Annotated in this window: 25 protein-coding genes; 15 read left to right on the top strand and 10 right to left on the bottom strand. The window is 39.5% G+C overall.

Annotated features, from left to right (window positions below):
* Window positions 1-16: 16 nt before the first annotated feature.
* Together EXH44_RS02080 and rpmE are read right to left on the bottom strand one after the other, a co-directional pair.
* Window positions 17-703, bottom strand: coding sequence for a glycosyltransferase family 25 protein (locus EXH44_RS02080; protein WP_162856061.1), 687 nt, complete (start codon window positions 701-703; stop codon window positions 17-19).
* Window positions 704-860: 157 nt separating this feature from the next.
* Complete coding sequence (gene rpmE / locus EXH44_RS02075; RefSeq protein ID WP_162856060.1) at window positions 861-1,073, bottom strand: 50S ribosomal protein L31; 213 nt, start codon at window positions 1,071-1,073, stop codon at window positions 861-863.
* A 261-nt stretch (window positions 1,074-1,334) separates the two neighbouring features.
* On the opposite strand from rpmE, the gene tkt reads away from it, so the two are divergent.
* A complete protein-coding gene (tkt, locus tag EXH44_RS02070; RefSeq protein WP_162856059.1) occupies window positions 1,335-3,341 on the top strand; it encodes a transketolase in 2,007 nt (668 codons plus the stop codon).
* A 73-nt stretch (window positions 3,342-3,414) separates the two neighbouring features.
* Window positions 3,415-4,440 (top strand): glycosyltransferase family 9 protein, encoded by a 1,026-nt coding sequence (locus EXH44_RS02065; protein WP_162856058.1) that lies wholly within the window; start codon window positions 3,415-3,417, stop codon window positions 4,438-4,440.
* Window positions 4,441-4,493: 53 nt separating this feature from the next.
* On the opposite strand, the gene EXH44_RS02060 is transcribed toward EXH44_RS02065, so the two are convergent.
* Window positions 4,494-5,249, bottom strand: coding sequence for a glycosyltransferase family 2 protein (locus tag EXH44_RS02060; RefSeq protein ID WP_162856057.1), 756 nt, complete (start codon window positions 5,247-5,249; stop codon window positions 4,494-4,496).
* Between the two features lie 118 nt (window positions 5,250-5,367).
* Here EXH44_RS02060 and yhbY point away from each other — a divergent pair, with 118 nt between their 5' ends.
* The 12 genes from yhbY to lpxA all read left to right on the top strand — a co-directional run bounded on the left by yhbY (window position 5,368) and on the right by lpxA (window position 17,002).
* Complete coding sequence (gene yhbY, locus EXH44_RS02055) at window positions 5,368-5,682, top strand: ribosome assembly RNA-binding protein YhbY (RefSeq protein ID WP_135675003.1); 315 nt, start codon at window positions 5,368-5,370, stop codon at window positions 5,680-5,682.
* A 100-nt stretch (window positions 5,683-5,782) separates the two neighbouring features.
* Window positions 5,783-6,472 carry a phosphatase PAP2 family protein gene (locus tag EXH44_RS02050; protein ID WP_208717188.1) on the top strand — a complete coding sequence of 230 codons (690 nt, stop codon included), beginning with the start codon at window positions 5,783-5,785 and terminating at the stop codon, window positions 6,470-6,472.
* A 2-nt stretch (window positions 6,473-6,474) separates the two neighbouring features.
* A complete protein-coding gene (gene nagK, locus EXH44_RS02045; RefSeq protein ID WP_162856056.1) occupies window positions 6,475-7,389 on the top strand; it encodes an N-acetylglucosamine kinase in 915 nt (304 codons plus the stop codon).
* A 125-nt stretch (window positions 7,390-7,514) separates the two neighbouring features.
* Window positions 7,515-8,222, top strand: coding sequence for a hydroxyacylglutathione hydrolase (gene gloB, locus EXH44_RS02040; RefSeq protein WP_162856055.1), 708 nt, complete (start codon window positions 7,515-7,517; stop codon window positions 8,220-8,222).
* Between the two features lie 146 nt (window positions 8,223-8,368).
* Window positions 8,369-9,061, top strand: a complete 693-nt coding sequence (uppS, locus tag EXH44_RS02035; protein ID WP_162857512.1) for a polyprenyl diphosphate synthase — start codon at window positions 8,369-8,371, stop codon at window positions 9,059-9,061.
* A gap of 17 nt (window positions 9,062-9,078) precedes the next feature.
* Window positions 9,079-9,948 (top strand): phosphatidate cytidylyltransferase, encoded by an 870-nt coding sequence (locus EXH44_RS02030; RefSeq protein ID WP_162856054.1) that lies wholly within the window; start codon window positions 9,079-9,081, stop codon window positions 9,946-9,948.
* 9 nt (window positions 9,949-9,957) lie between these two features.
* A complete protein-coding gene (gene rseP, locus EXH44_RS02025; RefSeq protein WP_162856053.1) occupies window positions 9,958-11,277 on the top strand; it encodes an RIP metalloprotease RseP in 1,320 nt (439 codons plus the stop codon).
* Window positions 11,278-11,332: 55 nt separating this feature from the next.
* Complete coding sequence (bamA, locus tag EXH44_RS02020) at window positions 11,333-13,753, top strand: outer membrane protein assembly factor BamA (protein ID WP_162856052.1); 2,421 nt, start codon at window positions 11,333-11,335, stop codon at window positions 13,751-13,753.
* Window positions 13,754-13,821: 68 nt separating this feature from the next.
* Window positions 13,822-14,664 (top strand): OmpH/Skp family outer membrane protein, encoded by an 843-nt coding sequence (locus tag EXH44_RS02015; RefSeq protein WP_162856051.1) that lies wholly within the window; start codon window positions 13,822-13,824, stop codon window positions 14,662-14,664.
* On the top strand, window positions 14,664-15,689 hold the full coding sequence (lpxD, locus tag EXH44_RS02010; RefSeq protein WP_162856050.1) for a UDP-3-O-(3-hydroxymyristoyl)glucosamine N-acyltransferase: 1,026 nt from the start codon (window positions 14,664-14,666) through the stop codon (window positions 15,687-15,689). Before EXH44_RS02015 ends, lpxD begins: the two co-directional genes overlap by 1 nt.
* Window positions 15,690-15,771: 82 nt before the next feature.
* Complete coding sequence (gene fabZ / locus EXH44_RS02005; protein ID WP_244238750.1) at window positions 15,772-16,179, top strand: 3-hydroxyacyl-ACP dehydratase FabZ; 408 nt, start codon at window positions 15,772-15,774, stop codon at window positions 16,177-16,179.
* Between the two features lie 28 nt (window positions 16,180-16,207).
* Window positions 16,208-17,002 (top strand): acyl-ACP--UDP-N-acetylglucosamine O-acyltransferase, encoded by a 795-nt coding sequence (gene lpxA, locus EXH44_RS02000; RefSeq protein WP_162856048.1) that lies wholly within the window; start codon window positions 16,208-16,210, stop codon window positions 17,000-17,002.
* Window positions 17,003-17,052: 50 nt separating this feature from the next.
* Here lpxA and yacG read toward each other — a convergent pair whose 3' ends face one another.
* The 6 genes from yacG to EXH44_RS01970 form a co-directional block, all read right to left on the bottom strand.
* Window positions 17,053-17,232: a DNA gyrase inhibitor YacG gene (gene yacG / locus EXH44_RS01995; protein WP_162856047.1), complete on the bottom strand. Its 180-nt coding sequence runs from the start codon at window positions 17,230-17,232 to the stop codon at window positions 17,053-17,055.
* The gene (gene coaE, locus EXH44_RS01990) at window positions 17,229-17,855 is read right to left on the bottom strand and encodes a dephospho-CoA kinase (RefSeq protein ID WP_162856046.1); all 627 of its coding nucleotides are present in this window, start codon (window positions 17,853-17,855) and stop codon (window positions 17,229-17,231) included. The genes yacG and coaE overlap by 4 nt, the downstream gene beginning before the upstream one ends.
* A gap of 97 nt (window positions 17,856-17,952) precedes the next feature.
* The gene (locus EXH44_RS01985) at window positions 17,953-18,621 is read right to left on the bottom strand and encodes a prepilin peptidase (RefSeq protein ID WP_162856045.1); all 669 of its coding nucleotides are present in this window, start codon (window positions 18,619-18,621) and stop codon (window positions 17,953-17,955) included.
* The gene (locus EXH44_RS01980; protein ID WP_162856044.1) at window positions 18,618-19,814 is read right to left on the bottom strand and encodes a type II secretion system F family protein; all 1,197 of its coding nucleotides are present in this window, start codon (window positions 19,812-19,814) and stop codon (window positions 18,618-18,620) included. Before EXH44_RS01980 ends, EXH44_RS01985 begins: the two co-directional genes overlap by 4 nt.
* Window positions 19,807-21,192, bottom strand: a complete 1,386-nt coding sequence (locus EXH44_RS01975) for a GspE/PulE family protein (protein WP_162856043.1) — start codon at window positions 21,190-21,192, stop codon at window positions 19,807-19,809. Before EXH44_RS01975 ends, EXH44_RS01980 begins: the two co-directional genes overlap by 8 nt.
* 47 nt (window positions 21,193-21,239) lie before the next feature.
* A complete protein-coding gene (locus tag EXH44_RS01970) occupies window positions 21,240-21,704 on the bottom strand; it encodes a pilin (protein WP_071610760.1) in 465 nt (154 codons plus the stop codon).
* Between the two features lie 187 nt (window positions 21,705-21,891).
* Between EXH44_RS01970 and radA the strand changes: the two genes are divergently transcribed.
* Window positions 21,892-23,268, top strand: coding sequence for a DNA repair protein RadA (gene radA, locus EXH44_RS01965; RefSeq protein WP_162856042.1), 1,377 nt, complete (start codon window positions 21,892-21,894; stop codon window positions 23,266-23,268).
* Between the two features lie 66 nt (window positions 23,269-23,334).
* Here the strand turns inward: radA and ppc are convergent, their stop codons facing one another.
* A complete protein-coding gene (gene ppc / locus EXH44_RS01960; protein ID WP_162856041.1) occupies window positions 23,335-25,974 on the bottom strand; it encodes a phosphoenolpyruvate carboxylase in 2,640 nt (879 codons plus the stop codon).
* Window positions 25,975-25,998 lie beyond the last annotated feature (24 nt).

The raw sequence follows: 25,998 nt of genomic DNA, 5'->3' as shown, positions 1-25,998 counted from the left end.
ATCTTATATTTATCTACTATTTATTATCTCTTTCTCCTTGAGAATCAATTTCTGATTCAGCACCAGTAAATACACATGAAGGTTCTACTCCATATGCATTAATTCTAGTTATTTGGATTAAGCCTGTAAGAAAATCAGCAGGCATTCTTATAGGGTATGCATGTTCTAATAATTTTTTGGCTCCGTTATAAGTAATAAGGTAAGCTGCAGCACCAATAATACATCTCTTAGAGCTTTTTGAGGGTTTAATGTATTTAGCAAGTTTATATCTCTCAATTAAATTTTTTGGAAATGGAAATATCTTTCCTTTTCCATGATATAAAAATAAAATTTCTTTATTTTTAGGTGTTTTGTTTAAGGCATCTATTAGTATTTTTTTAAAGTATAAATGTAAGAAAATATCATCTTCAAAAATAATAGCTTCAGGAATGTTGTTGTTTATTATATGTTCATATAACTTGATATGGCTTATAGCACAGCCAATTTCACCTAAAGTTAAGGGGGAGCGAGCTCCATAGTTTTTAGGATAAAAGTTATAGTCTATTTTTGATAATTGTTCTTCAGATAGATCTTTTCCATATATAGCATCAAAAAACTCAAAATGAAGACCTAATGAGTTTAGGTGCTTTCTAATGACATCTCTTCTTGGTGAGTGTTTTAGGCTGATTACGAATATGTGTGGGAAATAGTTTTCATTTTTCATTAGAGTACCCATGATATTATTAAAACTATATTACTATAAGAATAATTCTAGCATATTAGCTAGTTAACTAATAATACATATTAACGTCTTTATAAATCAATACCTTGAATAAAATAAAACCCTGCAATGTGCAGGGTTTTTAAGTATAACAATTTTATTATTTTGTGCTTGGAATGCTGAAGCGTTTGTTGAAGCGTTCAACACGACCACCAGTATCAACAACACGTTGTTTACCAGTGTAGAATGGGTGGCAGTTACCACACACATCAAGATTTAAATTTTTACCCACTGTTGAGCGAGTTTTGATCACATTACCGCATGAACATGTTGCAGTAATTTCCACGTAATTTGGGTGAATACCTTGTTTCATTATAGAAAACCTCTAACGAAGCCATATCGCCACTAGATCATACTACTTTGCTGTCTAGTACCATATGTATTAAAAAATACACTGAGTATCAACTCAGCACCAAAAAGAGTCGGCATTCTACGTTAATTTGGAATAGATTTCAACAATTATAATAATGTGAGGTATGTCTCATTTTATCCGTGATATTTTACGCCCGTAGTTGTAAAAATAGTGTAGAATCGCACGACAATTTTCATGTTAATTTCTTTTTAGGAGTAAATAATGGCAGAACGTAGAGAACTTGCAAATGCTATCCGTTTTTTAAGTATGGATGCTGTGCAAAAAGCAAATTCAGGTCACCCTGGTGCGCCAATGGGTATGGCGGATATTGCGGAAGTGTTATGGCGTGATTTTTTATCACACAATCCAACCAATCCAGCTTGGGCAAACCGTGACCGCTTCATACTTTCTAACGGACACGGCTCAATGTTGATTTATAGCCTTTTACACTTAACAGGCTACGATCTTTCCATTGAAGATTTAAAACAGTTCCGTCAATTACACTCTAAAACACCAGGTCACCCAGAATATGGCTATGCACCAGGTGTTGAAACCACAACAGGCCCGTTAGGTCAAGGGATTACCAATGCGGTAGGTATGGCGATTGCGGAAAAAACCTTAGCAGCACAGTTTAACCGTGAAGGTCACGAGATTGTAAACCACTACACCTATGCGTTCTTAGGTGATGGCTGTTTAATGGAGGGGATCTCACACGAGGCTTGTTCATTAGCAGGCACTTTAGGTTTAGGGAAATTAATTGCTTTCTACGATGACAACAACATTTCGATTGATGGTCACGTTGATGGCTGGTTCTCTGACGATACCGCAATGCGTTTTGAGTCTTACGGCTGGCAAGTTATCCGCAATGTTGATGGACACAATGCGGAGCAAATTAAATTTGCAATTGAAAATGCACAAGCAGAAAAAGATCGCCCAACATTAATTATCTGCAAGACCATTATCGGTTACGGTTCGCCAAACAAATGTAACTCACACGATTGTCACGGTGCACCATTAGGCGATGCAGAAATTGCAGCTGCGCGTGAATACTTAAAATGGGAACACGCACCTTTTGTTATTCCAGCTGAAATCTATGCAGAATGGGACGCAAAAGCAAAAGGCTTAATTGCAGAGAAAGAGTGGAATGCAAAATTTGCAGCTTATGAAACCGCTTACCCAGAGCTTGCGGCGGAATTTAAACGCCGTGTCGCAGGTGAATTACCAGCAAACTGGGCGGCAGAATCACAAGCGTTTATTGAAAAATTACAAGCAAACCCAGCGAACATTGCAAGCCGTAAAGCGTCACAAAATGCGATTGAAGCCTATGCACACATTCTTCCTGAGTTTTTAGGTGGTTCAGCAGACTTAGCAAGTTCAAACTTAACCTTATGGTCTGGCTCAAAACCAATCCGTGCAGATCATAATGTTGATGGCAACTACATCAACTACGGTGTGCGTGAGTTTGGTATGTCAGCGATTATGAACGGTATCGCTTTACACGGTGGCTTTATCCCATACGGTGCGACTTTCTTAATGTTTATGGAATATGCACACAATGCGGTGCGTATGGCGGCGTTAATGAAACAACGCTCGTTATTTGTTTACACGCACGATTCTATCGGCTTAGGTGAAGATGGTCCAACTCACCAACCAGTTGAACAAACGGCAGCATTACGTTTAATTCCAAATCTTCAAACATGGAGACCGTGCGACCAAGTCGAATCTGCGGTGGCATGGAAAGCGGCAGTTGAACGTAAAGATGGTCCAAGTGCCTTAATCTTTACTCGTCAAAACCTAGCTCAAATGGAACGTACTCCAGAACAACTTGCCAACGTGGCTCGTGGTGGTTATATCCTGCGTCAATGCTGCGAAAAAGGCGATTGCCCAGATTTAATCTTAATCGCAACAGGTTCAGAAGTTGAATTAGCGATGAAAGCAGCCGATGTATTGAGTGCCGAAGGGCATAAAGTACGTGTGGTTTCAATGCCAAGCACTAACGTGTTTGACGCACAAGATGAAGCTTATCGTGAGTCAGTATTACCAAGCTCAGTGACTAAACGTGTGGCGATTGAAGCGGGTATTTCAGACTTCTGGTACAAATATGTTGGCTTTGGTGGCCGCATTGTTGGTATGAATAGCTTCGGTGAATCAGCACCAGCAGGTGAATTATTCAAACTCTTCGGCTTCACAGTAGACAACGTAGTGGCGAAAGCGAAAGAGATTCTGTAATCACATAGAATGTGGCAAAATAAGGGGATTTTATATCCCCTTATTTTTTAGTGTCTATTTGGGAAATCAGAAAATGAAGAAAATTCTTGTTATTCGTAACGATAAAATTGGCGATTTTATGCTGGCTTGGGCGGCATTTGCGATGTTAAAAAAATCAATGCCGAATTGCCAAATTATTGCCCTTGTTCCTAAATATACAGCACCATTAGCGGAAATTTGCCCTTATTTAGATGGCATTATTTTAGATAGTTCAGATAAACAAAATAACGCTGAAAATGATCGTGTATTACAAGCGGTAAGATCTGAACAGTTTGATGCAGTGATTAGTTTTGTGTCGGATTGGTATAATGCCAAATTAGTTTGGAAAAGCCGTATTGCCTACCGTTTAGCACCCGCAACGAAACTCTTTCAATTTTTATATAATCACCGTTTAACCCAGCGTCGCTCTCGTTCTGAAAAAGCAGAGTATGAATATAATGTAGACTTAGTGCGTTATTTTTTGAAAGATAATCAAATTACAGCGGTAGAGCCGACGACACCTTATTTGTCCTTTGATAATACTTGTCTGATTACGCAAAAAAGCAAATTAATCGAACTGTTAAAGTTAGACGGCCATAAAAAATGGCTTTTTGTACATAGTAGTACAGGGGGATCTGCGACGAATTTATCTTTGAATCAATATGCGGAGTTAATTTCAGGGATTTTAGAAAAATTTGATTGCCAAGTGATTTTAACCGCAGGACCGAATGAAAGTGAAACTGCTAAAGCATTGCAACAATTAGTAAATCATAAGAATGTGGTGATTTATGATAAAAATGATGGATTAGTCGATTTTGCCAGATCGTTAGCCTGTGCCGATCTCTTTATTGCAGGTTCAACAGGGCCTTTACACATTTGTGGTGCATTAAATATTGCAACGGTAGGTTTTTACCCAAGTCGTTTATCTGCCATTCCACGCCGTTGGAAGCCGTTAAATGATGCCGATAAACATATCGCATTTTGCCCGCCTTCTGATAAGGCTTCTCAGAAAAACTTGACCTTAATTCCGATTGATAAAGCATTAACGGAGATTCTGCCGTTTATTGATAAAGTGTGGTAATTACAAGCGGTCTGATTCTGCAATTTTTTTGCAAAGAGACCGCTGTGCATAAATTAACGGCTACGATTCCACAAGTCTGCGTATTTTACAAAAACCGAATGTGCTGAAAGAACTGCAAGTAGAAATCCTTGTTTGCCATCTAAAAATCCTGCTTTTAGTAAATACATTTTTACAAAACAGCCGATAGCGTGTGTCACACCTTGAAAGAGCGTTGCTTTCTTTCCTGATCTGGCTTTTTGCTCCGCCCATGCTTTCGCATAACTTGCTGATTTTACTAGATAATGGTGAATATCTTTATAAGTAAAATGCAATAAATCGCCTTTAAGTTTAGCTACTTTGGCTTCTTTTGGATAATGGACTTTTTCGTGAACAAGTTCATCGCCGTATTGGGCAAAATCCGTGCGGTAAAGTCTCACTACATAATCAGGATACCACCCTGAATGGCGAATTTGTCTGCCAAAAACTTCACTTAAACGACCGATTTGATAAACCGTATTTTTTTCATCAGAACTGACCGCTTGTTGTATGCTTTGTTTTAATTCTGGGGTGACACGTTCGTCAGCATCAAGCCAGAGAACATAATCGCTAGTGACATATTGTTGAGCGAGTTGGCGTTGTTTACCAAAACCTTGCCAATCGGTATTTTCATAGAATTTTGCTCCGTATTGTAAGGCGATTTCTTTGGTATTGTCGCTACTTCCAGAGTCTAGAATGACGATTTCGTCCACCCAACCTTTGACAGTTTCTAAACATTGGGCAAGATCTTGCGATTCGTTTTTGACGATCATGGCGACGCTAAGCGTTGGCATAGGTTATCCTTTTTAAAATTAAGTAAGTTTGCGTATTTTAGCATATCTTTAGCTTTAAAATTTATCTTGAATATGCTATTTTCTGCACCGATTTTTTTAGCATAAAAAGGCAATTTTAATGTCAGTAAATTTAACAACAAAACAGAAACAATTTTTAAAAGGACTTGCGCACCATTTAAGCCCTGTCGTCATGCTTGGCGGTAATGGTTTAACAGAAGGGGTGTTAGCCGAGATCGAAAATGCGTTAGATCACCACGAGTTGATTAAAGTGAAGATCGCAGGGGCTGATCGTGAGATGAAGCAGTTGATCATTGATGCGATTGTACGTGAAACCAAAGCGGTGGAAGTACAAACTATTGGACATATTTTAGTCCTTTATCGCCAAAGTGAAGAGAAGAAAATCAGCTTGCCAAAGGCGACTAAAGCGATTTAATTTGCAAAATTTTAATGAAAACTGACCGCTTGTTGTCGCAAGCGGTTTTTTTATGAAGGAATTTCCCGTGGTAAAAAAACTCTCTTTTTTAACTTTTTTAATGTTACTGATTCCATTAACGGCTTGGGTTATTGGCTGGCAATGGAATCTACAAACCAATTTAACCATTAATCCGTTTGACTGGGCATTATTTATATTGACCGAAACAGGCTCCACACCTTATGCATTAATTACTTGCGTGCTGTTTATGCTGTGGCTGATGTGGTTGGCTCGTTCTCGCTATTCTTGGCTTTTAGTCGGATTTATTTGTGCAACTTCGGTGGTTGGCACTCAAGCAATTAAAGAAGGGACGAAAGCCGTATTTAAAGAGCCTCGTCCATTTGTGACAGAGATGTTCCAAAGCAATACTGAAGCATTTTATGCGTTGCCGAAAGCAGAGCAAGCAGTGGCAGTAATGAAATTTGAACAACCTGAGAATCAATTTGTGGTTGAACATCAAGCAGATGAATTAGGCTATTCTTTCCCATCTGGGCATACTATTTTTGCGGTTTCTTGGATGTTAATGTTTGCCGGTTTATTGTTTGGAGTACGTGGACAAGCGGTTGTTTTTGCACAAATTTTTGCAATTTTATGGGCGGGTTTGATGTTGATCAGCCGTTTGCGTTTAGGAATGCATTATCCTATTGATCTATTTGCCAGTACGTTGATTGCGTGGGCTTTCCACTTAATCATCTTCTTATGGACAATTCCTTTCTTAGAAAAATGGACATTATTTAAAAAGCGAGGTTAACGATGGTTTATTACGGTTTAGACATTGGCGGTACAAAAATTGAATTGGCTGCCTTTAATGAGAAATTAGAGAAATTACACAGCGAGCGTGTGCCAACCCCACAGACAAGCTATGAGGATTGGTTAAGAACGGTGGAAACCTTAGTGCGTAATGCCGATGCAAAATTTGGTGAGCAAGGCACTGTGGGGCTTGGTGTACCTGGTTTTGTTAATCATAAAACAGGGTTAGCGGAAATTGCTAACATTGCGGTAGTTCACGGCAATAAAATTATTCAAGATTTGGAAGAGCGTTTAGGACGTGAAGTGCGTGTTGAAAACGACGCGAACTGCTTAGCTTTATCGGAAGCGTGGGACGAAAGCAATCTGCAATATCCAACGGTGTTAGGGTTGATTATTGGTACAGGTTTTGGTGGCGGTATCGTATTAAACGGTAAAGCACACTCAGGTCAAATCGGTATGGCGGGTGAAGTTGGGCATATTCAGCTTAACTATCACGCATTGAAATTACTGGGTTGGGATAAAGCCCCGATTTATAAATGTGGCTGTGGCAATACGGCTTGTTTGGATAGCTATATCTCAGGACGTGGTTTTGAGATGCTTTATAATGATTTAGTGGGTGAAGCGATTGATGCGAAAACCATTATTCATCGTTTTTATGGTAAAGATGAGAAAACCGTTGAGTTTGTTGAGAAATACATTGAGTTAATGGCAATTTCAGTGGCAAATTATATTACGGTGCTTGATCCGGATATGATTGTGTTTGGTGGTGGTTTATCCAACTTTGATTATATTTATGAAGCCTTACCAAAAGCCTTACCAAAATATTTATTGCGTAATGCGGAAGTGCCAGTGATCAAAAAAGCGATCCACGGTGACTCAAGTGGCGTGCGTGGGGCGGCAGCGTTATTCTTGAAATAAGTAGGTCGGGCATTTATGCCCGACAATCATTTATAGAATACAGCAAAGTCAGGCATTTATGCCCAACAATTTTTTATAAAACACGGCAATGTCGGGCATAGATGCCCGACCTACGGAAAATAAATATGCTTCAGATTACCCCAATTCCCGCCCTTTCTGATAATTACATTTGGATTTTACAAAAAGAGAGCCAAGCGATTATTGTCGATCCAGCAGAGAGTCAGCCTGTATTCGCTTTTCTTGCAAAACATCAGCTTAATCCGACCGCTATTTTGCTTACCCATAATCACCACGACCACACTGATGGCGTCGCTGATTTAGTGGCACAATTTCCCGATATACTTATTTATGGATCAGAAGAAATTAGCCAATTTGCCAATCAGATTGTTTATCCTGAGCAACAGTTTGAGCTGTTAGGGCTGAAGGTGAGAGTGATTGAGAGTGCAGGGCATACAGCGCAACATATTAGCTATTTGGTTGATGGTGAATATCTCTTTTGCGGCGATGCGTTATTTTCAGGTGGTTGTGGACGGGTGTTTACAGGGGATTACCAAGCTCAGTTTGATGCCTTACAACGTTTTAAAGCCCTGCCTGATTTTGTGCAAGTCTATGCAGGTCACGAATATACTCAAAGCAATCTCAAATTTGCTGAAACAGTGATGGCGACAAGCTGTGTTTTAATGGAATATCAAGAGCGAGCGGATATTTTACGTTCACAACATAAACCAACGCTACCGAGTACGATTGGGATTGAAAAACAGATCAATCCGTTTTTACAAGCGGTCACTTTAGACGAATTTATTGCAATGCGTCAGAAAAAAGATAATTTTTAATCTTCACGTTAAATAAAAGCAAAGGGGCTAGGGATTGTGAATTCCACTCTTTGCTATCCTATGGTATAGTTATCACCATTTTTCATTCATCTACATTCATTATTTTATTAAGTGGGTAAATTCCTGTGAGTATCGATCTTCAAAATATGCCACAACACGTTGCTATTATTATGGACGGCAATGGACGTTGGGCGAAACAGCAAGGGAAATTACGCATATTTGGACATCAAAACGGTGTGAAAGCGGTACGTTCTGCAGTAAATTTTGCAGCTAAACATGGTATTAAGGTGCTAACACTTTACGCATTTAGTAGCGAAAACTGGTCAAGACCTGAAGCAGAAGTCTCTGCATTAATGACGCTGTTTATGAAAGCCTTGGATTCTGAAGTTAAGAAATTACATAAAAATAATATTCGACTCAAAATTATTGGTGATAAATCAGCTTTTAGTGACAGTTTGCAAAATCGTATTGCGCAATCAGAAGCATTAACTGCGAATAATACTGGCTTAATTTTAAATATTGCTGCGAATTATGGTGGCTATTGGGATATTACCCAAGCAACGAAACAGATTGCATTACAGGTAAAAAACGGTGAGCTTTCTGTTGATGAGATTACCCCTGATTACGTTCAGCGCCATTTAGTGACCGAAGATCAGCCACAGGTTGATTTATTAATTCGAACCAGTGGCGAACAGCGAATTAGTAATTTCTTATTATGGCAAATTGCTTATGCCGAGTTAGTATTTAGCCCTGTGTTATGGCCGGATTTTGATGAAAAGGCATTTACCGATGCCGTTATCGCATACCAACAACGTGATCGCCGTTTTGGTGGTTGTTAATTTATAAGGAAAATTCAATGCTTAAAGAACGAGTCCTTTCAGCAATCGTGATGGTTATTTTAGCGGTGATAGCGCTATTTTGGCTTTCCCCTTTGGCTTTTACGATAGGGTTATCTGCCATTATTGTTTTAGGAATGTGGGAGTGGGCGCAATTTGCAGGCTTTAAACGCCCGATCGCACGAGCTATTGTCGCTTTTGTCGTGACCTGCTTATTAATTTTTCCGATCATTGCGGGCACATCTTATATTCAAGCAACACGTTTTTTAACCGATGAAACAACGCCTTTACTATTTATTGGTGGTTTTTGGTGGTTAATTGCATTTGCATTGGTAATTAGTTATCCAAAATCCGCAGAGATTTGGGCTAAATCAGTTGCAGCGAAGTTCATTTTTGGCTTCTGTACCTTAATTCCATTTTTAATCGGTACATTGGCTTTACGATTCTATCAATATAATCTCGACGAACACCAAGGCACTTATCTATTACTCTATGTTTTCCTATTGGTTTGGGGGGCGGATTCTGGCGCTTATTTTGCCGGTCGTGCATTTGGTAAACATAAACTTGCGCCTAAAGTTTCACCAGGTAAATCTTGGGAAGGAGCGATTGGTGGCGTGATGACTTCTGCGATTATTGCGGTGATTTTCTTAAATCTTACGCCAGAGAACGTATTTGGGCGTGAATTAAATACATCTGCGTTTATCGTACTTTCAGTGATTACGGTGGCGGTTTCAATTTTAGGCGATTTAAGTGAAAGTATGTTTAAACGTCAAGCGGGCATTAAAGACAGTAGTAATTTAATTCCAGGACATGGCGGTATTTTAGATCGTATTGATAGCTTAACCGCAGCAGTACCTGTGTTTGCTATCGGCTTCTTCTTTTTCTTATAGGATTGTTTGATGACATCAATGCTCGCCTTTTTTATCCTAATCTGCGTGCTAGTATTCGTACACGAATACGGGCATTTTTGGGCTGCACGTAAATGTGGAGTAAAAGTGCTACGCTTTTCGATTGGATTTGGAAAAGTATTATGGCGTAAGAAGGATAAGCAAGGTACAGAATTTGCCTTTTCCTTAATTCCTTTAGGTGGCTATGTGCAAATGCATAACGGTGAGCCTGAACATCAGTTGCCTGATTCACAATCTTTGCAGAGTAAAACCGTTTTACAGCGAGCTTTTATTGTTCTTGCCGGGCCGGTGGCGAATTTTTTATTTGCTATTTTGGCTTATTGGGTTGTGTTTAATGTAGGAGTACCGACGGTTAAACCTGTCATCGGATCAGTGATTCCTGATTCTATTGCCGCCCATGCAAAATTAGAACCTGAGTTAGAAATTAAATCTGTCGATAATCGTGCAGTTCAAAACTGGGAAGAGGCGACTTTAGCTTTGTTGGGTAAGGTTGGTGCGTCGCAAGTGGTTATTGAAGGCAATCATTTTGATGAAAATATTTCTCGTCAATTTACCTTAGATTTGAGTAACTGGAATGTCGATGGAAATAAAGAAAATCCATTAACGACGTTAGGTGTTCGTCCAAAAGGTGTTGATGTTGAACCAATTATTAAAAATGTAGTCGAAAATTCGGTTTCAGCGAAGGCGGGAATTCTAGCTGGTGATAAAATTATCACGGTAAATTCAAAGCCTTTTGAATGGCGATATTTATTAGAGCAAGTGCAAACAGGGAATATCGTTCATTTAACGATTGAGCGGAATAATCAGCAACTCTTTTTCCAATTACAGCCAGAGAAATCGGAAAAAGAAGGTCGCTATCTTATCGGTATTGTTCCGACTTATCAGACATTAGCGGATAAGTATCGAGCAGAATTGAAATATGATATGCTAACGGCATTTAGCAAAAGCATTGAAAAAGTCGGTTCATTAACCTATACCATTTTGCAATTTATTGGCAATTTGATTACGGGAGATTTATCTCTAAGTAATATGGGCGGGCCAATCTCAATGGCGAAAGGTGCGGGGGCAACGGCAGAAATTGGTTGGGTTTACTACTTAAGTTTCATGGCGTTAATTAGCGTGAATTTAGGGGTAATGAATCTATTTCCTATTTTACCTTTAGATGGTGGACAGCTGTTATTGTTAGGTGGTGAAGCCATTCGCGGTAAACCGTTGCCTGAAAAATTTCACTTTCGGTTTCAACAAGTCGGGATTGCGTTCGTATTAGGCTTAATGTGCTTTGCCTTGTTCAACGATTTAATTCATTTCTAACCGTACAAGCGGTTAGATGTTAATATAATTTTACTAAACTAGTAGGATCATTTAGATGAAAAAACTATTACTTTCAACACTTTTAGTAGCAAATGGTGTCGCTTTTGCAGCCCCTTTTGTTGTAAAAGATATTCGTATCGATGGTGTTCAGCCTGCAACAAGTGCTGCTATCATTCCAACACTTCCTGTTAAAGTCGGACAAACAGCCACAGATAACGATGTTGCAAATGTTGTGCGCCAATTATTCGTACAAAACCGCTTCCAAGATGTACGCGCAGTGCGTGAAGGTAATACGCTTGTGATCAAGGTGGTAGAATATCCTATTATCAATAGTGTAGATATCAGTGGTAACTCTGCTATTCCTAAAGATCCTCTAGAACAAAACTTAAAAGCAAACCTTATTACTAAAGGTGAGCTTTACGATGCAACTAAATTAGAGTCATTTAAGGCCGCATTAATTGATCATTACCATTCTATTGGCCGTTATAACGCCACTATTGATACTATTGTGACAAAATCTCAAGAAGGTGGTGTAGATGTTAAGTTAGATATTAAAGAAGGTGATGTAGCCTATGTTAAGAACATTACTTTTGAAGGTAATCAAGCTTTCTCATCTAAAGAGTTAATGAAGCAACTAGATATTCAACCTGATGTTTCTTGGTGGAATATTTTTGCAAGTAGCAAGTTTGAGCAACAAGCTTACAACCAAGATTTTGAAAATTTACGCAATTTCTATATGAATCGTGGTTATGCGAAGTTTAACGTTGATGCATCCCAACCAGTATTTAGTGATGATAAAAAAGAAGTAAATCTTACGTATAAAATTCATGAAGGCGATGCTTATAACGTTAGTGATATTCGTATCGTAGGTAATACAGCTAAGTTAGATAAAGAGCTGAATGAACAGTTAAAAGATTTCAAACAAGGTGATTTATTCCGTAAAGATGAATTAACGAAATATGAAGAAGGCATTAAGCAAGTTTTAGGTGATCATGGTTTTGGTTCGGCGAAAGTTGAATTACACCCATCATTTGATGAAGCTAATAAAACCGTACGTTTAACCTTCGTTGTAGATGCAGGACAGCGTGTTTATGTCCGTAAAATTCGTTTTGAAGGCAATGATGTAACTGCAGATTCAACATTGCGTCGTGAAATGCGTCAGCAAGAAGGTGCATGGCTCTCAACAAGCAAAACACAATTAGGTAAAGCGCGTTTAGAGCGTACAGGTTTCTATGAAACGGTTGAAATGGATTATCAAAATGTACCAAATACCGCAGACCAAGTTGATGTTGTTTATAAAATTCGTGAGCGTAATACGGGAAGTATCAACTTCGGTATTGGATATGGTACAGAAAGTGGTATTAGTTATCAAGCTGGGATTAAACAGGATAACTTCTTAGGTATGGGGTCAACTATTAGCTTAAATGGTACTCGTAATGATTACGGTACGAGTATTAATTTAGGTTATACCGAACCATACTTCACAAAAGATGGCGTAAGTCTTGGTGGAAATATTTTCTATGAAGATTATGATAACTCTAAAAATGAAACGGTAGCGAGCTATAAACGCCAGACTTACGGTGTAAATGGTACCTTAGGTTTCCCTGTAGATGAAAATAACTCATATTATTTAGGTTTAGGATATACGCACGATACGATTAAAAATGCATTACGTGAATACAATCGTGAGCTATATGTGAAATCAATGCAGTTTCCTATTGATTTGACTTCGGATAAATATGCTAAGATTAAAGCCGATGATTTCGATTTCTCATTTGGTTGGAACTATAACAGTCTAAATCGTGGTTATTTCCCTACTCAAGGTACGATCGCAAATATTGGTGGTAAAGTGACCATTCCTGGTTCGGATAATAAATATTATAAACTCAGCGCAGATTTTAGAAATTATTTACCGTTAAATCGTGAACATAAATGGGTAATTTCTACTCGTGCGAGTGTCGCTTATGCAAATGGTTTTGGTGGTAAAGAGTTACCTTTCTATCAAACCTATAGTGCAGGTGGCATTGGTTCATTGAGAGGTTTTGCGTATGGAGCGATTGGTCCTAAAGCGGTCTATTTAGACAATAATAAAGTATTTAGTTATGTCAATGGAGATACAGTCGGTGGTAATGCGATGGCAACAGCTAGCTTAGAGCTGATTATGCCAACTCCATTTATAAGTGAAAAATACCAACATAATGTAAGAACATCATTATTCGTAGATGCTGCAACTGTTTGGAATACTAAATGGAAGGAATCTACAGTGATTGGTTATAGTAATAATGATCCTGTGACATTTAAAGATCTTGGCTTAGAAAACTTCAAAGATTATAAACGTATCCGTGCATCAGCAGGCGTAGCGTTCCAATGGAACTCACCAGTTGGACCTTTAGTATTCTCTTATGCTAAACCAATTAAGAAATATAAAGGTGACGAGATTGAACAGTTCCAATTTAGTATTGGTAGCACATTCTAATTTTTTAACAAGCGGTTAGATTTGTGAAATAATTTGCAAATCTACCGTATTATTTTTAAGGATATTTAATGAAACATTTATTTAAAATTGCTGCAGTTGCATCTGCATTAGCGTTCACATCAAACTTAGCAAATGCAAATGATAAAATTGGTTTTGCAGACGCAAATTTCTTAATGCAAAACCACCCTTTAACACTTGAAGCAAGTGAAAAATTCGCCAAATTTATGAAAGCGAGCGAAGAAAAATTTGCTCCGCAAGAGAAGAAATTAGCAGAAGAAAATAAAAAACTTGCTGAAGATGAAAAAGCTTTAGTTGCAGAACGTAAAAAAATTGAAAGCGATGCGCAAGCATTACAAAAAGAGCAAACAGCTTTAGAAGCTTCAATGAAGAAAAAAATTGCTCAGCTTGAAAAAGATGCACCACGATTAAGAGCAAAAGAGATTCAAGCTCGCCAAGATAAAATTAACGCCGAAGCAAAACCATTCCAAAATAAAGTGGCAGCGTTACAAAAACGTGAGCAAGCATTTGGTAAAAAAGGTGAAGCATTTCAAAAACGTGCAGAAGAGTTTCAAAAGAAAGTAGCAGCTTTCCAAGAAGAAATCGCTAAAGCACAAAAAGAATCAGGTTCAATGACGCCAGAAGAAGTGCAGAAAAAAGTCGTTGAAGATATTAATGCGAAAATTAAACAAGTTGCAGAATCTAAAGGCTATACTTTAGTACTTCCACCATCAATAGCATTATATGCTAAAGATGAAAGTGCAGATATTACGGAAGAAATTCTTGTTGCAATGGGTGGAAAAATGCCTGAGCCACCAAAAGCAGAAGCACCTAAGACAGAAGATGCTAAAACTACAGCTCCAGTAGCCGAAGTAAAAGCTGAAGAACCTAAACCAGAAGAAGTGAAAAAATAATGGCTGGATTCCGTTTAAGTGACTTAGCGGAGCAGATCGGCGGTACTCTAAAGGGTAACGCCGATTTAGCTATTTTAAGCATTGCTCCTTTAGATAAAGCAACTGCCAATCAAATTACCTTCATCTCAAATTCAAAATACCGTCCACAGCTGGCACAAAGCCAGGCTGGTGCGATTATTGTGACAAAAGCAGATGTTGAATTTTGCACTGAAAATCAAAACCTTATCGTTGTCGCTAATCCTTATCTAGCTTATGCCATTTTAGCGCAATATATGGATAGCACGCCAAAACCTGCAGAGAATATTGCTGAAAGTGCTGTGATTTCTCCTGAAGCTAAGCTAGGTAATAACGTTTCTGTCGGAGCAAATGCGGTCATTGAAAGTGGCGCGGAAATCGGCGATGATGCGATTATTGGTGCAGGTTGTTTTGTGGGTAAAAACAGCAAAATTGGTGCAAGAACAAAATTGTGGGCAAATGTTTCCGTTTACCATAATGTACAGATTGGCTCAGATTGTTTAATTCAATCATCCGCCGTGATTGGAAGTGACGGATTTGGTTATGCTAATGATAAAGGGCAATGGATTAAAATTCCACAAACTGGTGGTGTGATTATCGGAAACTGTGTTGAAATTGGGGCTTGTACCTGTATTGACCGTGGCGCATTAGATCCAACGGTGATTGAAGATAATGTAATTATCGATAATCTTTGCCAAATCGCCCATAATGTCCATATTGGTTATGGTACTGCGGTGGCTGGCGGTGTTATTATGGCGGGAAGCCTTAAAGTTGGGCGTTTCTGTCAAATTGGCGGTGCAAGTGTGATTAATGGACATATGGAAATTTGTGATGGTGCGATTATCACGGGTATGGGTATGGTAATGCGACCAATCACAGAAAAAGGTATCTATTCGTCAGGTATTCCATTACAAACCAACAAAGAATGGCGTAAAACAGCAGCTTTAGTGATGAATATTGATGAAATGAATAAACGTTTAAAATCCTTAGAAAAATGCTTAGCTGAATAATTTATTTAAGAGGTCTTAACAAGTGACAACTGAAGTACAAACAGAAAATCGTGAACCGAGAATTATTGAAGTAACAGAAATTATGGAAATGCTTCCACACCGTTATCCGTTTTTATTGGTCGATCGTGTGGTAGATTTTGAAGAAGGTAAATGGCTGAAAGCAGTAAAAAATGTGAGCGTGAATGAGCCTTGCTTTACAGGACACTTCCCGAACCAGCCTGTTTTTCCTGGTGTATTAATTTTAGAAGCGATGGCACAAGCAACAGGTGTTTTAGCGATTAAAAGCTATGGTAAATTAAAAGAGAATGAACTCTATTATTTTGCAGCGGTAGATAATGCTCGCTTCAAACGCCCAGTCGTGCCAGGTAATCAGATGATTATCGAAGTGACTTTTGTCAAAGAGAAACGTGGCATTACTGCATTTACTGGAAAAGCTTATGTGGATGGTAAAATTGTCTGTGAAGCAGATTTAATGTGTGCTCGCAAATAAAATTGCCCTAAATGAGAGGGATATAACTATGCAATTAATTGATTCTTCAGCAAAAATTCATCCATCTGCAATTGTTGCAGAAGGGGCGAAAATTGGCGCTAATGTGGAAATCGGTCCTTTTTGTGTGATTGGCGCAGAGGTAAAAATTGGCGCTCGCACAAAAATTCACTCTCACGTAGTGATTCAAGGGGATACTGAAATTGGTGAAGATAACCACATTTTCCAATTTGCAAGTATTGGTGAAATTAACCAAGATCTTAAATATCAAGGTGAACCGACGAAAACCATTATTGGCGACCGTAACCGTATTCGTGAAAGTGTGACTATTCACCGTGGTACAGTACAAGGTGGTGGCGTAACCCGTGTGGGTAATGACAATTTATTTATGATTAATTGCCACATTGCACATGACTGCTCTATTGGTAACCGTTGTATTATTGCAAATAATGGGACTTTAGCAGGACACGTTACCCTTGATGATTTTGTCATTGTAGGTGGAATGTCTGCTATTCATCAATTTGTGGTGATTGGCTCGCATGTGATGTTAGGCGGTGGCTCAATGGTTAGCCAAGATGTACCACCTTATGTGATGGCACAGGGAAATCACGCTCAGCCATTTGGCGTAAACCTAGAAGGTTTAAAACGCCGTGGTTTTGAGAAAGCGACAATGCACGCGATTCGTAATGTGTATAAATTAATTTATCGTAGTGGTAAAACATTAGAAGAAGCAATGCCTGAAATTGAGCAATATGCGAAAACGGAAGCTGCCGTTAGCTTATTCTTAGATTTCTTTAAGCGTTCAACACGTGGCATTATTCGCTAACAGAAAAGGGTGAGATTTTGCAAAAAAATAGTAAGATCTCACCGCTTGTATTAGGCTAAATCAGATGACATAACGTCGTTATCCGTCTGATTTCCTGCAATTCTTTTTTCTTCATTAGCCCATTCGCCAAGATCGATTAATTGGCAACGTTCGCTACAAAATGGGCGATATTTACTTTCCGCAGACCAAACAACTTCTCTTTCACAGGTTGGGCAATTCACGATAGTCATTTTAAAATTTCCTTTTGTTTTGCAAGGGTTAAATAGTGTTTATGTAGTTTTGCAACTTGATGTGCAAGATGAATCGCATTGTCATCAAGGGAAAGATTATTTTCAATCACATCATCGGCATAGCTTAATCGTGTCTGACGATCCACTTGTGATGCCATAATGTTCTTAATGGTTTCTTCTTTGCTTTTATCTCGTTTAGTCGCTCGTTCTAACTGAATTTCAGGTAACACATCAACTACTAAAATGCGGTCACAAAATTCGGTTAGCTGATTTTCAATCAACAAAGGCACAACCCAAAGCACATAAGGGGCTGAGCTTTCATTCAACTGCTTTAACATTTCTGCACGAATTGCTGGGTGAAGTAGTTGATTTAGCCACTGTTTTTCACTTTCCGATTGAAACACAATATGGCGTAAAGCGGTACGATCTAGCTCACCATTTGTAAGTAAAATTTGCTCGCCGAAGTGCGACACAATTTCAGCTAACAACGGCGAGCCTTTTTCAACCACTTGGCGAGCAACAATATCTGCGTCAATAATTGACACATCTAACATTGCAAAGAGATTGGCTATGGTCGATTTACCACTGCCGATACCGCCTGTAAGTGCTACGGTGTAGGTCATTGGAGTTCCTATAAAATGTAGGGAGACACTGCGTGTGTCCATATTTTGTATATGTATATATTCATTTTTGAGGACACATGCAGTGTGTCCCTACGAATTAAATTTTACCAATAATCCCCCAGAAAGTCGAAAGGCTAATAAAGGGAATAAAAGGTAATCGGGCAAGTTTTTGTTTGGTGAATAAAAAATAGAGAGCATAAAACGCTAAACCAAATAAGGACGCATAAAGCAGTAATAAAATCATCTCTTCAAGGGTAAACAAAGGCGATAATGCAATAAAGAGAAGAATATCCCCTAAACCTAAACTCTCTTTTTTGTAGATTAACTGGCTAAGCAGTGAGAATAAGCTAAAAAAGAGAATGGTGATAAAAAGCGAAAAAATATGGGAATTTAGCTCAATGGAATGGTAAAAAAGCAGTTGCCATAATGCTAAGACAAAAATAATTGAAACATAGCGAATATCCGTTAAATAATATAAATAGTCCAATAAAGATAAATAAATTAGACAGATAAGAATAAAAATAAGCGGTAAGTTTATATCGTAAAATATCCAAACTATAACAGGAAATAAAATATAAAAACCGTAGGATAAAAATGTAAATTTAGGCTGTAAAGTGGATTTATGAATAAAATCCGCCAAACTTAAAGGCGATTGGACTAATAAATGGTAATCCTGATAAGTTTGCTGATTAATTCGTATTGGAAAATGTTGCATTTCTTTTTGAAACCAATAAGCAAGTAAAATCGACAATAAAAATAACATCATTCTATCATTGCTCCCATATCAAAAATCGGCAAATATAACCCGACTAAAATAGTTCCTACAATAATTCCCATTAACACCATTAACATCGGCTCTAATAATTGGGAAAGTATATCAATTTGATAATCTAACCGCTGTTGATAACCGTCGCTGATTTGTTGCAACATTGGCGATAATTTTCCGCTCTGCTCGCCAATGGCAATCATCTGTAACATATCCGTAGGAAAGAGTTTTGGATCTAAACTGTCGGCTAAACGATGGCCTTGTTTTAAATAAGTTAGTGTAGTTGCTAGAGAACCTTGTAATAAAATATCATCACTTTTATTGGCTAAAAAGGAATGAAGTACAGTATCTAAACGAATATGTGAAGCCAGCATTAAACTGCTATTTTGACAAAAAAAGATAATGCGTGAATACTGGATAATGCCTTTTAAAATAGGAATATGGCTTAAGATAATCAATTTTAAGCGTTGAATAAGATCTGTTTTTTTATTTAAAATATGAATTAAAAGAAAACATAACGCACATAAGATAATTAGCGTTAAAATAGAGTGTTGTAGAAAATGAGATAGGCTAAAGAGTATTTCGGTAATTAGGGGTAATGATTTTCCTTTTGATCCATAAAGTTCTGCAAATTGTGGCACAATAAAAAGTAATAATAAAATAGAGAGTGTGATTGAAATAGCTAAAATAAAGACGGGATAAAAGAGAATTTTTTTAATTTTCTTGGCTAATTTTTCCGATTTTTCACGGCGTTGTGCAATATTGGTTAAAATCAGCCCTAAATTACCGCTTGTTTCTGCCATTTTAATTAATTGGATCTCTTGTGGATTGATATATTTCCCCTGTTTTTCAAAGGCAACGGATAGGGCAAAGCCAGCTTCAATCAAGCGGATTGTCTCTTGTTGCCAACGGTAAAAGGTGCGATTTTGGCAAGTTTCCAGCAACATTACCAAACTCTGTTTTAGGGGGATTTTGGCTTGAATTAATAATGCAAACTGTTGCATAAATTGATTAATTTCCTCCTTTTTCGGTGCCGTCGGCAAGGCAAAATGTCGGCTAATGCGTAACTGGCTATAGCCTTTTTGTTGCAAGTGTTTTTCTAGCACTTCTCGGCTTTCGGCAAGCTGTCGCCCTGTTTGCTTTTGTCCAAAGCGGTTGCGTCCTTTCCATTGAAATTCATAAATGTTATTCATCGCCTAATACCCTATCCACTTCGATTTCGTTGGTTAGTTGTTGTTCAATTTTTTGTTTAGCACTCTCTCGTAAGCTGGAAAAGTCCAAGTAAGCGGTCTGTTTATCGAATTTTTTTGCAGTTCTACTTAAACATTGGTAAATCCCGATCCGCCCTTTATAGCCTTGATAGCACTCATCACAGCCTATGCCACGACACTTTTTGCAGAGCTTACGCACAAGGCGTTGTGCAATGACTAACAGTAGTGAATTTTGGATTTCATACTCTTGAATACCCAGTTGTAACAAACGTTCGACCGCTAATAGTGCGTCATTGGTATGCAGGGTTGAAAGGACTAAATGCCCCGTCTGGCTTGCTCTTAATGCCATTTTTGCACTCTCTTCATCTCGAATTTCACCTAGCATAATGATGTCGGGATCTTGGCGTAGAAAGGTGCGTAATAGCTGGCTAAAATCAAGGTTAATACTTTGATTGACTTGGGTTTGAATTAAGCCGTCAATCTCAATTTCCACAGGATCTTCGGCGGTGAGAATATGTTTATCCATTTGGTTGAGGTAGTTTAAGGCACTATACAAGGTGATACTTTTGCCACTGCCCGTTGGTCCTGTCACTAAAATCAGCCCTTGCGGTTGTTTCAAGGCGTTGAGTAGTGTGGTCTGCTGTTGTGGATTAAAGCCAAGTTGCAGAAAATCAAAACTGGTTGGTTTGTTTTTTTGTAGGCGCAATACCAGTTTTTCGCCGTAGATCGTCGGCAGGCTAGATACCCGAAAATCAAGGGTGTCCGCCAAGGCGGTAGTAAAGCTAAATTGCCCATCTTGTGGCTGGCGTAATTCACTAATATCTAGCTTCGCCAGCAGTTTTATCCGTGAAATAAGTCGGCTTGCCAGTTGAATAGACAGGCTTTTATACAGGTGCAAAACACCGTCAATGCGTAAGCGGATAATCAATTTTTGCTTGCGTGGTTCAATATGAATATCAGACGCATTTTGGGTTAAACAGAATTTAAAAAGATTATCGAGCAGTTGAATAATCGGATCGCTTAAGTTGAGCTGTTCTTGCTCTTGTTCTGCGAAAGCCAGTTCGCTCTCTTCATAAAGGGGTTGTTGCTCAGGCGAGAGTGCGTTAAGCAGGTATTTAAGCTCATCAGAAGCAATTACCACAGGTTCAATCTGCTTATGGGTCATAAAAGCAAAGATTTCGCAAGCGGTGAGATTGTTTTCATCATCAACGGCAAGCCATAATTTATGCTCAGTTTCTTGCACAGGAACGGCAAGATAACGCAATAACAGCTCTTTTTCTTCGCAATTTTGTTGCCAACGGCTAGGCGATATATCAAAAATGCGTTCGGTTTGTTGTTCGCAGACGGTGTATTGGGACATAGTTAATCCTTATCTATATAGGGGTAGAAAAGTCCTACCCCATTTATTTATTGTGTGGCTTTTGTCCCACAGAAATTCGCAGGGAATAAACTAATGTCAGAACCTCGACAGCTTGTTGCCCAAGTAATGTTGTTATTGGCAAATTTCGGGGTCATTGTGTAGCCGTAGCCATCAATGCTGCCTTTGCCTTCTACGGTGATTGTCCCCGAAGCGACGGAAATAGATTTAAGATATTTCGCATCGGCAACATCGGTTTTATCCGCTTGAACGCCATTTTTACCTGAACTACATTCCGAGATTTTTTTATCCCCTACGTTATAAATACAAATTTCCACATCGGATTTATAAGATGCAGAAGCACTTAATAACTCAGAGAGTGCAGCCTTTTGGGTGTAACTGGTGTAAGACGGGATTGCAATCGTGGCTAAAATAGCAATGATGGCGATCACGATCATCAACTCAATTAAGGTAAAGGCTTTTGCAAGCGGTCGAATTAACCTGATTTTTTTCATAAATTGTCCTTCTAAAATGAATGCGTAGAATTTACGCCTTATTTACTCTGCCACTTTTTAGAAAAAATGCGATGAGCAACATTTATTTTTTCGACGTAGATCGAAAAAATCGTTTTTTCTTCCTGTTCATTTACACAGTATTTTTGCTAAAATAGGGCAATTTTTTGATTTGAGAGTGAAAGATAAAATGGCAAAAGCACCAAAAACTGCGTATGTATGTAATGATTGTGGCGCGGAATATGCTCGTTGGATGGGACAGTGTAAGGCGTGTTTAGCGTGGAACACCATTAGCGAAGTCCGTCTGATTTCGGCAAAAGAGAGCAAAAGTGACCGCTTGAGTGGCTATGCAGGGGAAACGACAGGCAAAATTCAGCGATTGTCTGAAATTGATTTGCAGGAAGTGCCACGTTTTAGCAGTGGTTTTTATGAGCTAGATCGTGTGCTAGGGGGCGGTATTGTACCTGGTAGTGCGATTTTGATCGGCGGACACCCTGGCGCAGGGAAAAGTACCTTGCTCTTGCAGGTAATGTGCGGTTTATCACAAAGTGTGCCGACCCTTTATGTGACGGGGGAAGAGTCGCTACAACAGGTGGCAATGCGTGCTAACCGCTTGGGCTTGCCGACGGATAATCTAAAAATGTTATCTGAAACCTCAGTCGAACATATTTGTAACCTTGCCGATCAGGAAAAACCCAAACTGATGGTGATTGACTCTATTCAAGTAATGCACCTTGCGGATATTCAATCTTCCCCTGGCAGTGTGGCTCAAGTGCGTGAATGTGCGGCATTTTTGACACGTTATGCCAAAACACGTCAAGTGGCGATTATTATGGTCGGGCACGTTACGAAAGATGGAACTTTAGCAGGCCCTAAAGTGCTAGAACACGCCATTGACGCTTCGCTGTTATTGGAAGGGGAGGCGGACTCGCGTTATCGCACCTTACGCAGTCAGAAAAACCGTTTCGGAGCAGTGAACGAACTCGGCGTATTTGCAATGACAGAACAAGGCTTAAAAGAAGTGAAGAACCCTTCGGCGATCTTCTTAAGCCGTAGCGAAGAACAGACTTCAGGCAGTTCGGTGATGGTATTATGGGAAGGCACTCGTCCGTTGTTGGTAGAAATTCAAGCATTGGTCGATCACTCAATGCTTGCCAACCCTCGCCGTGTTGCGGTGGGGCTAGAACAGAACCGCTTATCACTGTTGCTTGCGGTGTTACATCGACACGGTGGCTTGCAAATGTCTGACCAAGATGTGTTTGTGAATGTGGTCGGCGGTGTAAAAGTCACTGAAACCAGTGCCGACTTAGCTCTATTGCTGGCACTCATTTCTAGCTTCCGCAATCGTCCGTTACCGCAAGATTTGGTGGTCTTTGGCGAAGTTGGTTTAGCAGGGGAAATTCGCCCTGTGCCAAGCGGACAAGAGCGAATTAGTGAAGCGGCAAAACACGGCTTTAAGCGTGCGATCATTCCTCACGGCAACGCCCCGAAAAAAGCGATTAAGGGAATGGAAGTCTTTACCGTGAAGAAATTAAGTGATGCCTTGGATATTATGGGGAATTTGTAAAAGATAGAAACAAACAGACCGCTTGTAAGTGACTACAAGCGGTCTGTTTAGCACGAAATTTTACAACTAGCCTGTATTACGCATACCCGCTGCAATACCTGTGATAGTAATCATCAGGGCTTGCTCTAGTGCAGGGGTAGAGTTTTCCCCAGCTGAACGTAAGCGGTGGAGTAGCTCTACTTGTAATAGGTTCAGCGGATCTGTATAGATATTACGTAGCGCGATAGACTCTGCAATCCAAGGTAAATCCGCCATGAGCTGTCCTTCGTGAGCTAATGAGAGAACTGTTTTAATATCAGCTTCTAATTGGCTACGCAAGGTGTTTCCTAAACGGTGTAAATGCTGTGGTACAAGGCGTTGGTCATAATGTTCCGCAAGCCATAAATCCGCTTTACTGAAGACCATCTCTAACATACCAATACGGGTTGAGAAGAACGGCCATTCGGTGCACATTTCTTTTAATAATGTCTCATTTCCTTGGTCGATAAGTTGCTGTAACGCTTGGCCTGCGCCTAACCATGCTGGTAACATTAAACGGTTTTGCATCCAAGCGAAGATCCAAGGAATAGCACGTAAACTTTCTACACCGCCATTTGGATTACGTTTTGCTGGGCGTGAGCCAAGTGGCAATTTTGATAGCTCTTGTTCAGGCGTTGCAGCACGGAAATAAGGAACAAAATCAGGCTCGCCACGCACAATACCACGATAAATGTCACAAGAGATTTCAGAGCCTTTATCCATCACATCTCGCCATGCTTGTTTTGGCTCTGGCGGTGGGCATAGATTTGCTTCTAAAATCGCACTGGCGTATAAGTCTAGGCTTGAGACAGCGACCGCAGGTAAACCTAATTTGAAGCGGATCATTTCGCCTTGTTCTGTTACACGTAAGCCATTTTTGAGAGAGCGTGGTGGCTGAGAAAGTAATGCAGCGTGCGCTGGCGCACCACCACGACCGATAGTACCGCCACGTCCATGGAATAGGGTTAATTCAATATTGTATTTTTCAGATAAGTTGACTAACGCTTCTTGTGCGCGATATTGTGCCCAAGAGGCAGCCAACATCCCTGCGTCTTTTGCAGAGTCAGAATAACCGATCATCACCATTTGTTGATTATTGATCACACCACGATACCAACCGATATTAAAAAGCTCAGTCATTACTTTTTCACAGCGATCTAAGTCATCTAAGGTTTCAAATAATGGTGCAACGCGAATAGTGGTTTTACAACCTGCTTCTTTTAAGAGAAGGTGGACTGCTAATACATCGGATGCTTCACGAGCCATAGAAATCACATAGGCAGAGATTACGCCTTCAGGCTGTTCTGCAACCACTTTACAGGTATCTAAAATTTCTTTGGTTTCAGGGCTTGGTGTCCAGTTGGTTGGTACAAGCGGTCGGCGAGAGCTTAATTCACGCACAAGGAATGCTTGTTTGTCATCTTCCGTCCATTGTGAATAATCCCCTAAACCGATATAACGCGTAATTTCTGCAATCGCCATTTCGTGACGAGTACTTTCTTGACGAATATCTAAACGAGATAAACCTAAACCAAAACAACGAATACGGCGTAAGCAATCTAATAATCCACCGTTGGCGATAATACGCATGCCACATTGGTGGAGCGATTGGTAGCAATCGTATAGCGGTTCCCAGAGTTGTTCGTCGTCAGTTAGAATTTCATCATAATTAACGGTGAGTGGTTTATTTTGTAAAAGCTCATCGTAGTAGGCAACTGTTTTAATTAATTTAGTACGTAGCTCTTTAACAACTGCACGATATGGCTCTAAATGATCGCCATATTTTGCACGGAAGGCATCTGTCGCATGGATAACAGAAAGCTCATCTGACAATGTTTTGATATCTTCAAGGAAAAGTTCTGCCGCTTTGTAACGGTTCATACGCAACACTTTGCGAGTCGTTTCTGCGGTAACAAACGGGTTGCCATCACGGTCGCCCCCCATCCAAGAAGAGAAACGTACAGGTGCAAGCCCAACAGGGTGTTGTACACCGAAGTTTTTTTCTAAATGGAAATTTAATTGACGGCAAAATTCAGGCACAGCCTTCCAAAGGCTATTTTCGATAACTGCCATGCCCCATTTCGCTTCATCAACAGGGGTCGGGCGTTGGGTACGGATTTCGTTGGTATGCCAAGCCAACGCAATTAATTGCATTAAACGGCGTTTAAGTTTTGTGGTTTCTGCATCGGTCAAGTCATCGTGTTCTAAACGGCTTAAACAGCGATTAATCTCTACGTGTTTATGCACTAAAGAACGGCGAGTGACTTCCGTTGGGTGTGCGGTTAGCACTAAATCAATCAACAATTTTTCAATGGTCGCAATCACTTTTTCGGTAGGGACATTTTGCGCTTTCAAACGGGCAAATAAAGCACCCATAGAGCGTTCACCTAAAGCCGCATCTTTATTGTGGCGAGAAATCGTGTGGTATTGCTCCGCAATGTTCGTTAAGTTTAAAAATTGGCTAAATGCACGAGCCACAGGAATAACATCTTCATTTGAAATATTTGCAAGAATATCAAGAAGTTGCTCACGTGATTTTTCATCACCTGAACGTGATGCACGAGACAACATACGAATATTTTCAATTAAATCTAAAATTTCATTCCCTTGGGCATCACGAATGGTTTCACCCAAAAAATCTCCTAACATATGAATATTACTACGCATTGATTCATAGATTTGGCTCATAAAATTATCCTCTTAAACGGTAAA

Source organism: Actinobacillus indolicus (assembly GCF_004519515.1).
GTDB classification, from domain to species: Bacteria; Pseudomonadota; Gammaproteobacteria; order Enterobacterales; family Pasteurellaceae; genus Glaesserella; species Glaesserella indolica_A.
This window is presented reverse-complemented; position numbering and strand designations above follow the sequence as displayed.

Coding starts and splice junctions, on each gene's coding strand:
- EXH44_RS02080 (WP_162856061.1), bottom strand. CDS start 703: ATGAAAAATGAAAACTATTTCCCACACATATTCGTAATCAGCCTAAAA.
- rpmE (WP_162856060.1), bottom strand. CDS start 1,073: ATGAAACAAGGTATTCACCCAAATTACGTGGAAATTACTGCAACATGT.
- tkt (WP_162856059.1), top strand. CDS start 1,335: ATGGCAGAACGTAGAGAACTTGCAAATGCTATCCGTTTTTTAAGTATG.
- EXH44_RS02065 (WP_162856058.1), top strand. CDS start 3,415: ATGAAGAAAATTCTTGTTATTCGTAACGATAAAATTGGCGATTTTATG.
- EXH44_RS02060 (WP_162856057.1), bottom strand. CDS start 5,249: ATGCCAACGCTTAGCGTCGCCATGATCGTCAAAAACGAATCGCAAGAT.
- yhbY (WP_135675003.1), top strand. CDS start 5,368: ATGTCAGTAAATTTAACAACAAAACAGAAACAATTTTTAAAAGGACTT.
- EXH44_RS02050 (WP_208717188.1), top strand. CDS start 5,783: ATGTTACTGATTCCATTAACGGCTTGGGTTATTGGCTGGCAATGGAAT.
- nagK (WP_162856056.1), top strand. CDS start 6,475: ATGGTTTATTACGGTTTAGACATTGGCGGTACAAAAATTGAATTGGCT.
- gloB (WP_162856055.1), top strand. CDS start 7,515: ATGCTTCAGATTACCCCAATTCCCGCCCTTTCTGATAATTACATTTGG.
- uppS (WP_162857512.1), top strand. CDS start 8,369: ATGCCACAACACGTTGCTATTATTATGGACGGCAATGGACGTTGGGCG.
- EXH44_RS02030 (WP_162856054.1), top strand. CDS start 9,079: ATGCTTAAAGAACGAGTCCTTTCAGCAATCGTGATGGTTATTTTAGCG.
- rseP (WP_162856053.1), top strand. CDS start 9,958: ATGACATCAATGCTCGCCTTTTTTATCCTAATCTGCGTGCTAGTATTC.
- bamA (WP_162856052.1), top strand. CDS start 11,333: ATGAAAAAACTATTACTTTCAACACTTTTAGTAGCAAATGGTGTCGCT.
- EXH44_RS02015 (WP_162856051.1), top strand. CDS start 13,822: ATGAAACATTTATTTAAAATTGCTGCAGTTGCATCTGCATTAGCGTTC.
- lpxD (WP_162856050.1), top strand. CDS start 14,664: ATGGCTGGATTCCGTTTAAGTGACTTAGCGGAGCAGATCGGCGGTACT.
- fabZ (WP_244238750.1), top strand. CDS start 15,772: ATGGAAATGCTTCCACACCGTTATCCGTTTTTATTGGTCGATCGTGTG.
- lpxA (WP_162856048.1), top strand. CDS start 16,208: ATGCAATTAATTGATTCTTCAGCAAAAATTCATCCATCTGCAATTGTT.
- yacG (WP_162856047.1), bottom strand. CDS start 17,232: ATGACTATCGTGAATTGCCCAACCTGTGAAAGAGAAGTTGTTTGGTCT.
- coaE (WP_162856046.1), bottom strand. CDS start 17,855: ATGACCTACACCGTAGCACTTACAGGCGGTATCGGCAGTGGTAAATCG.
- EXH44_RS01985 (WP_162856045.1), bottom strand. CDS start 18,621: ATGATGTTATTTTTATTGTCGATTTTACTTGCTTATTGGTTTCAAAAA.
- EXH44_RS01980 (WP_162856044.1), bottom strand. CDS start 19,814: ATGAATAACATTTATGAATTTCAATGGAAAGGACGCAACCGCTTTGGA.
- EXH44_RS01975 (WP_162856043.1), bottom strand. CDS start 21,192: ATGTCCCAATACACCGTCTGCGAACAACAAACCGAACGCATTTTTGAT.
- EXH44_RS01970 (WP_071610760.1), bottom strand. CDS start 21,704: ATGAAAAAAATCAGGTTAATTCGACCGCTTGCAAAAGCCTTTACCTTA.
- radA (WP_162856042.1), top strand. CDS start 21,892: ATGGCAAAAGCACCAAAAACTGCGTATGTATGTAATGATTGTGGCGCG.
- ppc (WP_162856041.1), bottom strand. CDS start 25,974: ATGAGCCAAATCTATGAATCAATGCGTAGTAATATTCATATGTTAGGA.